Raw genomic sequence first — 12709 nt, 5'->3', positions numbered from 1 at the left:
GTCAGGCCGACGGTATCCGGGCGACCGTTCGGCAAAGGGGCAGGATTGGAGATGCGTGCCGGATCCATGACGCCGTATCCTGAGGACAGAACCTTCAATAATTGTTTACGGAAAAAGGAAGTTCGGGGTTTTGTCAAAATTTTTGGTTAATCCCCGCTTCCCGCTTGTGGCCGATCAAGCGGCGTCAAAAAATATTCTTTGGGGAGTGGGTCGAAATTAATAGTTTAAACAGACGATTGCGGTCGTTTGATAGGGTGCTGCCTGCGAACGGCAATGCGGATTGCCTGTCGGCGGGAAACGGGACGGCTCCGTTCGGTGCACCGCACGGAGGCGGAAGAGCTTTGAACGAAGGCTGGGCGATGCTGGAGCTGTACCGCGAACGGGTGAAGGGGACGACGATCGACGCGGGCACCCTGTTGTCGACCGATTATTTCAACCTTTTCAACGAAGTGATCATGCTGCTCGGCATGTTGGGCGATATGCCCGATATGTTGGATGAGGTGATCGCCTGGAAATTCAAGACCTACGAGCAGCATTTCGCCGAGAGCGGGCTCGCCTTCGCGCCGCTTGCGATCGAGGCCTATCCCCATGCGCCGCCGTCGGCGCGCGAGCATTTCGAACGCACGATCCAGCGCATGCACGACACGGTCGAGGAGGCGAAGCTTGTGCTCGCCGACCTGCGCGAACAGGGTGACGTGCCGCTGCTGGCCGAGCAGGCGATGAACTATTCGATGATGCTGCAGCAGATGGTCGACACCGGCTCCGCCATCATCCACGGCATCGACGGCATCCTGGACCAGAGCGCCATCGACGATCTGTTCTGAACAGGCTGTTCCGAACGGGCGGCCTAGCTCTTCTCGCCTGAACCCTTGTCGCCCTGGCGGGCGAACGCGGCGCTCACCAGTTCCCAGGGCTTCTCGACGATGAAGTTGCGCGCGAGGAACCGGTAGAGCTCCTTCATCAGCGCCTCGTTCTCCGGCGTGCGGTCGACCTGCACCGTTTGGAACTTAACGATGATGTCGTCCCACAGCATCATGCGCTGATGCAGCTCGTCGCGGCTCTCGCGGATGAATTCGATCTGGCGCGTGATGTTGCGCAACAGGCTGATGATCTCGCCCGACATGCCGTCGACTTGGTCGAAGATGCTCTGAAGCTCGGTGAACGGCCGGCGCATCAGGTTGGTGATCCGGCTCAGGTCCTCGATGACCGTGCGATCGCGCCGATAGATCTTCTGGAACGCCGCTACCGTCTCGCCGATCGCCTTGATCGTGCCGAAGCGCTCGCGCAGCGCCTCGATGTACGAGAGCTCACGCGCCAGCTGGTCGATACGGTCGACGACCTCCTCCTTGCGATCGGGCGGCAGGTCCAGCTTGAGCGCGATGTCGGAGAAGGCGTTGTTGACGCGCTGCTTGACCGCCGGGTCTTCCGCCAGCTGCATCAGCGCCTCCTGGTCGACGATGACCGTTTCGGCACCGGTGAGCCACGACGAGATCTGCAGCGTGATGCGCCCCTTGGCGATCTCGAGGTGCCGGTCGTCGACCGCCCAGGAGGCGGTGCCGTCGAGGATCTCGCGCGGGATCGAATCACCCGGGCGGATGGTTTTGACGAACTTCAAGCCCGCCGCGACCTTGTCGAGCATCGCGCCGTCGGGGCCCTTGTCGAGCTCGAACTCCTGGCGCAGCGACTTGATCGGGATGACGGCCGCGAGATCGGCGAGCTCGACCACCAGCGACGGTTCGCCGTCGCTCGCAATGATGAAGCGTGGGTCGGGCGTCCGGAACACGGAATGCTCGAACCTGAAATGAGTGCTGCGTTCCTGCGACGGACGGTTTTGCTGCGACTCGTCGGCTGACATGCGTGTTACGACTCCGCGGAATAATTGTCGCTTACAGCGAGTCTCTGACCTTGTCCAGGCGCACGCCGATCGCGGAGCGCCCGTTCCCTTCTACGACGAGAAAATTCACGGCTCGTTACCTTCGTAACGAAACGGGCCGGGCATCCTGATCTCTCGGGGTCGCGCCTCGAGACGATCGGGGACAAGATGATCGAACAGTCCGCTGGAACGAAATGTGGGGCGGGCACAGGACAGGTGGTGCAATGGTGACGAGTACGCAAGGACGGGCCTATCTCAATCACGTCGCCTCGGCGGTGCCGCCGAACGAGGTCCATGGCGCGTTCGTGCGCTTCGCCGACACGCTCCTGGCCGATCCGCGGCATGCGAAGCTCTTCCGCCGCATGGTCGATCGCGCCGAGATCCATCGCCGCTACTCCGTCCTGGCGCCGGCCGAAGATCCGTCCGGCCCGTCGGTCGACGCGCAGGGCTTCTTCCATCGGGGTGCCTTTCCCTCGACGTCGGTGCGCATGCAGCGCTACCAGGCGGAAGCGTTGCCGCTGGCGCTCCGCACGGTCGATCGGCTGGGCCTCGGCCCCGAGGTGGCGCGGGCGAGCCACCTGATCGTGACCTCCTGCACCGGCCTTTATGCGCCGGGGCTCGATCTCGAGCTCGCAGCCGCCCTCGGCATCCCGCCCGCGGTCGAGCGGACCATGGTGGGATTCATGGGCTGCTACGCCGCCTTCAATGCGCTGAAGCTCGCCCGGCATATCGTCCGGTCCGACGCCGAGGCGCGCGTGCTCATCGTCAACCTGGAACTCTGCACGCTGCACCTGCAGGAGACGTCGGATCTCGAGCAGATCCTCTCGTTCCTGGTGTTTGCCGACGGTTGTGCAGCCGCCTGGGTCACGGCCGAGCCCAAAGGCCTGACGCTCGACCGGTTCCGCACGGTCCTGGTGCCGGAGAGCGCCGACCTCATCACCTGGAACGTCGGTGACCAGGGCTTCGACATGCGCCTGTCGGGCCAGGTGCCGGGGGCCATCTCGCACGGCCTGAAGCCGGTCGCGGCCGAGATCCTGGACGGCGCTGCGGTGTCCGACATCGATCTCTGGGCGGTCCACCCAGGCGGCCGCTCGGTGCTGGATGCGGTCCAGGGCGCGTTCGATCTGCCTGCGGAGGCGCTCGGCGCCTCGCGGCGGGTGCTGGCGGATTTCGGCAACATGTCGTCGGCCACGATCATGTTCGTGCTGGAACGCCTGATGGCGGCGGCCGAGCCCGGGCAGCGCGGCGCCGCCATGAGCTTCGGGCCCGGCCTCACGGCCGAGACCATGCTGTTCCACGCGGCATGAGCGTCGCCATGCCAGGAGCGCTCGACTTCGCGCGACGCGCCTCGACGCCCGAACTCATGGACACGGAGGATTGCGGCGTCGCCGAGTTCGAGGCCTGCCTCGTCGATCTCGCGCGCGTCAACCGCCTGACGCTCGCCTACCGGCCGACGCTCGCCTGGCTCGACCGGCTGGTGCGGCGGCACCCGCCGGCGGGGCCGCTCAGCATCGTCGACGTCGGCTCGGGCTATGGCGACATGCTGCGCCAGATCGACCGCTGGGCCGAGCGGCGCGGCGTCGCGGTCACGCTGACCGGCGTCGACCTCAATCCCTGGTCGCGCGCGGCGGCGGCAAAGGCGACGGCGGCGGGCCGGCCGATCCGCTGGATCACGACCGACCTGTTCGACTATCGCCCGGACAAGCCAATCGACCTGGTCGTGAGCAGCCTCTTCACTCATCACCTGAACGACGACCAGGTCGTCCGCTTCCTCAACTGGATGGAAGCGACGGCCCGGCTCGGCTGGTTCGTCAACGACCTGCACCGCCATCCCTTGCCCTATCACGTGTTCCGCCACTGGTCCCGGCTCGCCGGCTGGCACCGGTTCGTCCGCCACGACGGCCCGGTCTCGATCACCCGTGCCTTCGTGCGCGCGGACTGGCAGCGGCTGCTCGCCCGCGCGGATGTGCCCGAGGGCGCCGCCGAAATCAGCTGGCACGTGCCGTTCCGCCTGTGTGTCGGCAGGGCGCGATGACCGACGATCTGCTCGTGGTCGGCGGCGGTCCCGCGGGCGCGGCACTTGCGATCCCGCTGGCACTCGCCGGCCGACGGGTGACGCTGGTCGAGCGCACGTCGGGCCCGCACGACAAGGTGTGCGGCGAGTTCGTCTCGCATGAGGCGATCGCCTATCTGGCGGCGCTCGGCATCGAGCCCGCAGCGCTGGGCGCGGTGCCGATCGGCCGCCTGCGCCTTGCCGGTCGCCGGCTGTCGGCCACGGTGGCACTGCCTTTCGCGGCGATGAGCCTGTCGCGCCGGGTGCTGGACGAGGTGCTGCTGGCGCGGGCGGCGACGGCAGGCGTCCGGGTACGGCGTGGCCGGCGGGTGCTGGCGCTGGAGCCGACCGCGACCGGCTTCTCGGCCCGGCTCGACGACGGCACGGCGCTTGCGGCGCGCCAGGCGGTGCTCGCGACCGGCAAGCACGACCTGCGCGGCCATCCGCGCGCGCCCGGCCGGCAGAACGATCTCGTCGGCTTCAAGAGCCATTTCCGCCTGGCGCCGGACGAGGCGCGCGCGCTCGCCGGCCACGTCGAGCTGGCGCTCTTCGCCGACGGCTATGCCGGGCTGGAGCCGATCGAGCACGGGCTCGCCAATCTCTGCCTGGTGGTGCGCCGCGCGCGCCTTGCGGCACTCGGCGGGACCTGGGCCGCAGTGTTGGCGCATGTCACCCGGGCGGTGCCACTGTTCGGCCGCCGGCTAGCTTGTGCGACCGCGATCCAGGCGCGGCCGCTTACCGTCGCGGCCATCCCCTACGGTTTCGTTTCATCGTCAGCGGATCGCCCCGACCTTTGGCGGATCGGCGACCAGGCCGCGGTCATTCCATCCTTCTCCGGCGACGGCCTGTCGATGGCGCTGCACAGCGCCCGGCTCGCTGCCGACCATCTGCTGGCCGGCCGATCGGCCGCCGCCTTCCAGACGCAATTGGCGGCGGAGCTCGGCGCACAGGTCGGGCGTGCCACGATGCTGTCGCGGCTGCTCGTCGATCCGCGCGCCCAGGGCGGTCTGCTGCTCGCGGCGCATCTGGTGCCTGGCCTGATGCGCCTTGTCGCCCGGGCGACGCGCGTGCCGGCGCCGGCCCTGCTGGCCGCGACTTAGGCGTGGCTCCTCGCGGCCGAGAACGCGGCCGCGAGCTGCGCCTTCAGCACCTTGCCGACGGCGGAGCGGGGCAGGGCCGGGGCGAAGATGATGCGGCGCGGCCGTTTGTGGCGCGGCAGCAGCGACAGGACGTGGTCGATGAGCTCGGTCTCGGTCGCGGCCATGCCGGGGCGCAGCACGACCTGGGCGACGGGGACCTCGCCCAGCCGCTCGTCCGGCACGCCGAACACAGCGCATTCGGCGAGTGCCGGATGGCTGAGCAGGACCGCCTCGATCTCGCCCGGATAGAGGTTCTCCGCACCCGAGACGATGACGTCCCTGGAGCGGGCGAGCAGCGTCAAAGAGCCGTCGGTGTCGAGCCGGCCGCGGTCGCCGGTCGCGAGCCAGCCGTCATGCCACGGAAACAGCGTCGCCATCGACGTGCCGCCGATGAGCCCGCTCAAGAGATGGGGCCCGCGCGTCGCGATCTCACCGACCGTGCCGGGCGGCAGGAAGGCCCCGTCCGGTCCGCGCACGGCAAGCTCGACCGGCGGGGGTGGGTGCCCGACGCTTCCCGGCCGGTCGGCCGGATCGCTGCGCCGGCGGACGGTGAGCAGACCGGTCTCGGACAGGCCGTAATGTTCGGCGATATCGGCCTCAGGCAGCAGGCGCGCCAGCCGGTCGGCCCGGTCGGGCGGCATTGGCGCGCCGGCATGGCAGACAAGGCGCAGCGAGGCGAGACGGCCAGCATCGAGTTCCGGGGCCGCTAGCAGGTCACCGATCTGGGTCGGCACCAGAAAGGCGGCGGTGACCCGTTCCCGCTCGACCAAATCGATGAAGCCCGCGGCCGACCATTTGTCGCCGACCACCACGGTCGCGCCCTGCAGCCAGGCCGGTGCAAGCCAGCAGAAGAGGGCCGCCGTATGGAACAGCGGCGTCGAGACCAGCACCCGGTCCGTGGCTTCGAGGCCGAGGCCCCCAGCCGCGATCTCGGCGGTGACGAGCCGCGCGCGATGGCTGACCAGCACGCCCTTCGCCGCCCCGGTCGTCCCGCCGCTGTAGAGCAGGGCGAGCGGCGCGTCATCGGCGAGATCGAGCACCGGCCGTTCTGCGGGGCCCGTCCCGAACCAGGCGTCCCCGTCGCGCGTCAGATGTACGACCGGCACACGGTCGGACTGCATATCCTCGCCGGCGAACAGGACCTCGGCACCGGTCTCGGTGAGCGCCGCCTCGATTTCGCCGGCGGTCGCACGTGTCGAGAGATGGATCAGCACCACGCCGGCGCGGGCGGCGCCCAGCACGATGATGCCGTAGGCGAGCCCGTTCCGGGCACAGAGTGCCGCCCGGGCACCCGGACGGTAGCCGCGCCGGACGAGCTGCCCCGCGAATCGGTCGGCGGCGGCATCGAGTTCGTCGTAGGAGAAGGCTCCGGTTCCGTCGATCAGGGCTGTGCGCGGGCCGGCCCCCTCGGCGAGCGCCCGATCGAGGAGATCGCCGAACAGCATCGGGACTTAGACGCCCGAGACCCGATCGAGCAGACGGGCCAAGGTCTCCCGCTCGGCGGGGGCGAGCGGCGCGAAGATATGCGCCTCGTGCCGGGCCACGGCCTCGCGCGCGTCCTCGAACAGGGCGGTGCCCGCGCCGGTCAGCCGCAGCGCGTGGCTGCGCCGGTCGCGCGGATGCGGCGCGCGCTCGACCAGCCCGCGCCGTTCCAGCTTGTCGATGAGCGGCACGACGCTCGAGCGATCGATGCCGAGCGCCGTGCCGAGCGCGGTCTGGCTCAGCCCCGGGTTGGCGGCAATGAGCGCCAGCGTGCCGAACTGCCCCGGCGTCAGCTCATAGGCCGCCATGGTTTGCGCGAAATCCGCGAACACGGCGACCTGCGCGCGGCGCAGGCGATAGCCCAGCAGCCCGTCCAGCACCCCGGGCGCCGGTATCCCGCTGCTCTCCTCCATGACCGTCGTCTCGGCCATCTCTGTCTCCGCCCGTCCTGTTATGGTGCCACATGCTTGTTGTTTGATAGACAAACAACTTCGGCGGAACCGCTGTCAAGCCGCGGCGACGGATGCCTGCTGTGGCGGGTCAGACGACGCTCGGCGGGGCGAGGCGGCAGGCGGCACCGTCGCCCGCCTCGACCTGGAAGGTGGCATGCGCGATGCCGAAGCGCCGGCTCAACGTTTCGGCCGCGGCATCGAGCAGCGCATCGTCAAGCCCGCCGCCCGGCCGCACCAGATGGGCGGTCAGCGCCGTCTCGGTCGTGCTCATTGCCCAGATGTGCAGGTCATGGACCTCGCTCACACCCGGCAGTTCGTGCAGGAAGGCACGGACGGCGCCCGGGTCGATGCGCGTCGGCACCGCATCGAGCGCCAGATCGAGGGACTCCTTCAGAAGCGACCAGGTGCCGAGGAGGATAACCGCCGAGATCGCGAGGCTCGTGACCGGATCGAGCCAGAGCCATTGGGTGAGCCCGATGACGACGCCCGCAACCACGACGCCGAGCGACACGGCGGCATCGGCGGCAAGATGCAGGAAGGCGCCGCGGATATTGAGATCGCCCTTGCTGCCGCTCATGAACAGCAGCGCCGTGAAGCCGTTGATGGCAATGCCGACGGCGGCGACCCAGACGACGGTGTCGCCGTCGACCGGCGCGGGGACCGCGAGCCGGCGCAGGGCCTCGACCGCAATGCCGCCGACGCCGATCAGCAGCACGACGGCATTGACGAGTGAGGCCAGGATCGAGCTGCGTTTGAAGCCGTAGGTGCGGCGCGCGCTCGGCGCCTTCTGCGCGAGGTTGGTCGCCCACCACGCGAGCGCCAGGCCCAGCACGTCGGCCAGGTTATGGCCGGCGTCCGCGACGAGCGCCATCGAGCCGGCGATCAGCCCGTAGACCGTCTCCAGCAGCACGAAGCCCGAGTTGAGCGTGATGCCGACGAAGAAGGCGAGCCCGAAGCTGGCCGGCGCGTGGGAATGGCCGTGGTGCCCATGGCCATGATGCCCATGGTCGTGATGCCCATGGTCGTGATGAGCGTGGTCGTCGTGGCCATGGTCATGATGGTCGTGGTCATCGTGACCGTGGTCTTGATGATCGTGATGGGCGTGGTCGCTCATGGTCGGTCCGCTGATCTGCCGGGGCCCCGACTATAGACGCGAACGCCGCCCGATCGGCTTTTCAATTTCGACAAGGGTCCGATCGAAGTCGGACCCTTGCCGTCAGTCAGGTCAGGGGTTCGACGCCGTGCCCGGGTTGCCGGCTGCCGCGATCGAGGTGCCGTTGATCAGCTGCCGGATGTCGACCGTGCCGTTGCCGACGACCATGTTGTAGGGCGTGCTGCCGGTCGAGGTGCTGGTGTAGACGCCGTTGTAGCCGGCGATCCGCTGGCGGAACGGCTTCAGGCTGCTGCCGCCCAGTCCTTCGGTCTTCGCTGCCTGGTATAGCACCGGATTGACGTTGCCGAGGCGCGTGTTGCCGAGCTTCTGTTCCCAGAGGGCCAGCACGCCGGCGAACGCCGGCGTCGAGGCCGAGGTGCCGACGGCGCCGTAGGCCTGGCCGGCGAAGATCTCGATCACGTAGCTGCGGTTGGCGCCGCACGGCTGCTTCGCATCGCTCGGGCAGCCGCCCATCTGCAGTGCCATGTCCGGCGTCGCGCGCATGGATGTGCCGGTCTTGACCAGCGACTGCCAGCTCGGCGCCTTGAAATAGACGCTCGGGCCGCCGCCGGAGCCCCAATAGCCGCCCTTGAGCGTGACGCCGATGCCGTAGGGATCAACCGCCGTCAGCGGATCGCCGTAGGCGTTCTCCGACACATAGGTCGAGGCGGTCGAGCCGGGGATGTAGCTCGTGACGAGGTTGGTGCCGCCGACGGCGGTCACGGCCGGGCTGACGGCGGGGGCCGACGCGCCCGCGAGCCAGGATTGGCCGGCCTTGCCACTGAAATAGGCCGGCGCCGGGCATTGCAGCCCGCCCTCGTCGCCGGACGCGACCACGAAGGTGATGCCCTGGGCATTGCCGCGCTCGAACACCTGCTCGTAGCTCACGAGCGCGCCCGAGGCGTCGTGGCCGCCGTTGTAGGCGGCGGTGTAGAATTTCTCGCAGCCGCCGAACGACAGGCTGACGATGTCGGCCTTGTTGTCGCTGACGATCCGGCTCAAGCCGGCCAGGATGTTCGCGTCGCTGAGATCCGGGATGAGATAGAGCAGGATCTGGGCCTTGGGCGCCATGCCGCCGGCCTGCTCGACGTCGAGCGTCGCCTCGAACGAGCCGTCGTTGCTGGCGCTGTAGGTGGCGCCGCCATTGACCGCGATCCGGGTGAGCGACGGCATGGCCAGGCCCTGCCGGCTGAAATAACTCTGGATGTCGGACGTCTGCACGTCGCCCGACATCAGGATCGCGATCGTGCGGCCCTGGCCGGTCAAGGCCTGGTAGGACGGGCCGTCGTAGGCCTGCTTGAGGTCGGTCGCCCAATAGCCGCCGGTCGGCGAGGTGGCGTTCTGCGGCTTGGCGCCGCCTGCCGTCGGCCGGGCGAAGGCGCGCATCCGCTCGAAATTGTCGAATGCGACGATGCGGGCGCCGGCGGCGGCCAGCGCCGGCGTCAGCACCGGCTGGCCGGAGGCCACGACGCGCGCGCTGCCGTTCCGCGCCTGGCCCTGTTGGAGGCGGAGCGAGAAGGCGGCGCCGACATCGGCGGCCCGGCCGGCGACATGCAGGCCGTGGGCATGGGTTTCAAGCACGGTGAGGCCGGCGCGGCTGAGCTCGGCGGTCACAGCCGCGAGCGTCTCGTTCGACGTGCCAAATTCCCGGGTATATTGCTCAGGCGTCAGCCAATGACCGTATTGGCTCGAGCCGGGCGTGCTGAGCGCCGTCAGCAGTTGCGCGAAGGTCTCAGGGTTGCGGGGATTGAGCGCGATGTCGAACTCGACCCGCTGGTCCCGGGCGAGCTCGCCGGCCGTGGCGGCGAGCGGCACCAGCGCCGACAACAGGGCGCCGACCGCGAGCGAATGCCGATATTTGATCATTCCCCATCGCGTCATGACGACACGCTCCCCCAAGTTGATGGACGCGTTAGCTATCAGGGGAGTAATCGACGGCGTCAAAACTTATCGCGTAGAAAGCGAGGGATTTTTTCTGGTTCTGCCGCGAGTTACTAACCGCTTATTAAACTTAAAGGGGGCGCGGCGAATAATCGCCGCGCCTCCCTCGTTTCAGTCGATTTGCGTTTCAAGCGATCGGGCCGAAATCAATCGGCCACGATCAGTCGGCTGCCGCCGGCAGATAGAGCTCCGAACCCTTCTTGCGGAACGTGGCCGACATCTCGTCCATGCCTGCCTCGGCGATGTCGCGGATCTCCTGCGTGATCTTCATCGAGCAGAATTTCGGGCCGCACATCGAGCAGAAATGGGCGATCTTGGCGCCTTCGGCCGGCAGCGTCTGGTCGTGGTACTGCTCGGCCGTCATCGGGTCCAGGGACAGGTTGAACTGATCGCGCCAGCGGAACTCGAAGCGCGCCCGCGACAGCGCGTCGTCGCGCAGCTGGGCCGCCGGATGACCCTTGGCGAGATCGGCCGCGTGGGCCGCGAGCTTGTAGGTCACGACGCCGACCTTGACGTCGTCGCGGTCGGGCAGGCCCAGATGCTCCTTCGGCGTCACGTAGCAGAGCATGGCCGTGCCGAACCAGCCGATCATGGCGGCGCCGATGCCGCTCGTGATGTGGTCGTAGCCCGGCGCGATGTCGGTCGTGAGAGGCCCGAGCGTGTAGAACGGCGCCTCGCCGCAGACCTTCAGCTGCTTGTCCATGTTGGCCTTGATCTTGTGCATCGGCACGTGGCCGGGGCCTTCGATCATGACCTGGACGTCGTGCTTCCACGCGATCTGCGTCAGCTCGCCCAAGGTCTCGAGCTCGGCGAACTGGGCCGCGTCGTTGGCGTCGGCGATGGAGCCGGGCCGGAGCCCGTCGCCCAGCGAGAACGCGACGTCATACTGCTTCAGGAGCTCGCAGATTTCCTCGAAGTGCGTGTAGAGGAAATTCTCCTTGTGATGCGCCAGGCACCATTTCGCCAGGATCGAGCCGCCGCGCGACACGATACCGGTGACGCGCCGGGCGGTCAGCGGGATGTATGCCAAGCGCACGCCGGCGTGGATCGTGAAATAATCGACACCCTGCTCGCACTGCTCGACGAGCGTGTCGCGGAAGATCTCCCAGGTCAGGTCTTCGGCCTTGCCGTTGACCTTTTCCAGCGCCTGGTAGATCGGCACGGTACCGATCGGCACCGGCGAGTTGCGGATGATCCATTCGCGGGTCGTGTGGATGTTGCGGCCGGTCGACAGGTCCATGACCGTGTCCGTGCCCCAGCGCGTCGCCCAGACCATCTTCTCGACCTCTTCCTCGATCGAGGAGGCGACGGCCGAGTTGCCGATGTTGGCGTTGATCTTCACCAGGAAGTTCCGGCCGATGATCATCGGCTCGGTCTCCGGATGGTTGACGTTGTTCGGCAGGATGGCGCGGCCGCGGGCGATCTCGTCGCGCACGAATTCCGGCGTCACGTAATCCGGGATCTCGGCGCCGAAGCTCTCGCCGTCGCGGACGAGATCCGCCTGGCGGGCGCGGCCTACGTTCTCGCGGATGGCAACGTATTCCATCTCCGGCGTCACGATGCCGGCGCGCGCGTAGGCCAGCTGCGTCACCGCCTTGCCGCCCTTGGCGCGGAGCGGCCGGCGGGCCAGGTGCGGGAACTCGCGCATGTTGGCGATCTCGCCGGCCTTGAGGCCGTTATCCTCGGGCTTGATCGCGCGGCCGTCATATTCCTCGACGTCGCCGCGCGCCAGGATCCAGTCGCGGCGGAGCGGCTTCAGGCCGCGCTCGACATCGATCCGGGCGTTCGGGTCGGTATAGGAGCCTGACGGGTCGTAGACGCGCACCGGCGGCTCGCCGGACGAGGGATCCAGATCGATCTCGCGCATCGCGACGCGGATGTCCTTGTGGATCTCGCCGGCGACATGGATCTTGCGGGAGGCGGGCAGCGGGCCCGTCGATACGGTGAACGCCTTGCCGGCGGTTCCTTCGGGCATTGTCTCTTCTCCAGTCGCCTAAAACTCGGGCGATCCGGAACCTATCGGCGGGGAAGGAGCGGAAATGCGGTCGTCGAGCGCGACGCGGTCTCCCGTCCCTCCGCCGGTACGATCCGGATCAGGTTCATCGGGTTCCCGCGTCGCCCGATGCCGGGCCGGCGGTGTCTCAGCCTCCTAGACGAGGCTCCCCTGGGATAGGCGCTACGCTCTGCCCGATGAGACGGAAAGTCAAGAAGATGGGCGATGCGGCCGCGACGCCTCGTCGCGGACCCGATTCCGCCGTAGCACCGCCCGCCAATCCGCACCGCCGCCCGAACTGCCTAAGATTTGCGCCCGAGTCGCCTCGATTCGGCGCCGTCGTCGAGGAAGCTTTTGGCGTTTCCAGGCGTTGTCCAACCGAAGACATGTTTTGTCCCTGCGCTGGATCAGCTGGTCTCCTAATTGCACAACGACGATGACATTCCCACCTTAAGCTCCAGGAGCACGATGAAAATTGGGCGCAATCGGATCTCCTCGGAGGCATGCGATGCTCGATGATCGGCGCCGTCACGGCGGAGCGGGAACGCGAGGCAGCGATCGGAAATCCGCGTCAGCCGATGACCCGATGATGCATCTGCAATATATTCTTAATGCGCACGGGC

The 12709-nt window shown here is 67.9% G+C and carries 10 protein-coding genes; 4 read left to right on the top strand and 6 right to left on the bottom strand.

Annotated features, from left to right (window positions below):
• Positions 1-359 precede the first annotated feature (359 nt).
• The gene (locus IEY58_RS26120; protein ID WP_189051104.1) at positions 360-824 is read left to right on the top strand and encodes a hypothetical protein; all 465 of its coding nucleotides are present in this window, start codon (positions 360-362) and stop codon (positions 822-824) included.
• A gap of 23 nt (positions 825-847) precedes the next feature.
• On the opposite strand, the gene IEY58_RS26115 is transcribed toward IEY58_RS26120, so the two are convergent.
• Positions 848-1855, bottom strand: coding sequence for a coiled-coil domain-containing protein (locus IEY58_RS26115; RefSeq protein ID WP_189051103.1), 1008 nt, complete (start codon positions 1853-1855; stop codon positions 848-850).
• Positions 1856-2097: 242 nt separating this feature from the next.
• Between IEY58_RS26115 and IEY58_RS26110 the strand changes: the two genes are divergently transcribed.
• The 3 genes from IEY58_RS26110 to IEY58_RS26100 are packed head-to-tail and all read left to right on the top strand — an operon-like array spanning position 2098 to position 5026.
• The gene (locus tag IEY58_RS26110; RefSeq protein WP_189051102.1) at positions 2098-3180 is read left to right on the top strand and encodes a type III polyketide synthase; all 1083 of its coding nucleotides are present in this window, start codon (positions 2098-2100) and stop codon (positions 3178-3180) included.
• An 8-nt stretch (positions 3181-3188) separates the two neighbouring features.
• Positions 3189-3908, top strand: coding sequence for a methyltransferase domain-containing protein (locus IEY58_RS26105; RefSeq protein WP_189051101.1), 720 nt, complete (start codon positions 3189-3191; stop codon positions 3906-3908).
• Positions 3905-5026 (top strand): NAD(P)/FAD-dependent oxidoreductase, encoded by a 1122-nt coding sequence (locus tag IEY58_RS26100; RefSeq protein WP_189051100.1) that lies wholly within the window; start codon positions 3905-3907, stop codon positions 5024-5026. Before IEY58_RS26105 ends, IEY58_RS26100 begins: the two co-directional genes overlap by 4 nt.
• Here the strand turns inward: IEY58_RS26100 and IEY58_RS26095 are convergent.
• The 5 genes from IEY58_RS26095 to thiC all read right to left on the bottom strand — a co-directional run bounded on the left by IEY58_RS26095 (position 5023) and on the right by thiC (position 12068).
• The gene (locus IEY58_RS26095; RefSeq protein WP_189051099.1) at positions 5023-6510 is read right to left on the bottom strand and encodes a class I adenylate-forming enzyme family protein; all 1488 of its coding nucleotides are present in this window, start codon (positions 6508-6510) and stop codon (positions 5023-5025) included. The two genes, IEY58_RS26100 and IEY58_RS26095, sit on opposite strands and share 4 nt — an antisense overlap.
• 6 nt (positions 6511-6516) lie before the next feature.
• A complete protein-coding gene (locus IEY58_RS26090; protein WP_189051098.1) occupies positions 6517-6978 on the bottom strand; it encodes a MarR family winged helix-turn-helix transcriptional regulator in 462 nt (153 codons plus the stop codon).
• A gap of 109 nt (positions 6979-7087) precedes the next feature.
• Positions 7088-8113 carry a cation diffusion facilitator family transporter gene (locus IEY58_RS26085; RefSeq protein ID WP_189051097.1) on the bottom strand — a complete coding sequence of 342 codons (1026 nt, stop codon included), beginning with the start codon at positions 8111-8113 and terminating at the stop codon, positions 7088-7090.
• A 111-nt stretch (positions 8114-8224) separates the two neighbouring features.
• Positions 8225-10033 (bottom strand): S53 family peptidase, encoded by a 1809-nt coding sequence (locus tag IEY58_RS26080; RefSeq protein WP_189051096.1) that lies wholly within the window; start codon positions 10031-10033, stop codon positions 8225-8227.
• 220 nt (positions 10034-10253) lie between these two features.
• Positions 10254-12068, bottom strand: a complete 1815-nt coding sequence (thiC, locus tag IEY58_RS26075; protein WP_189051095.1) for a phosphomethylpyrimidine synthase ThiC — start codon at positions 12066-12068, stop codon at positions 10254-10256.
• Positions 12069-12709 lie beyond the last annotated feature (641 nt).

The sequence above is a fragment of the Aliidongia dinghuensis genome (assembly GCF_014643535.1).
Lineage (GTDB): Bacteria > Pseudomonadota > Alphaproteobacteria > ATCC43930 > CGMCC-115725 > Aliidongia > Aliidongia dinghuensis.
This window is presented reverse-complemented; position numbering and strand designations above follow the sequence as displayed.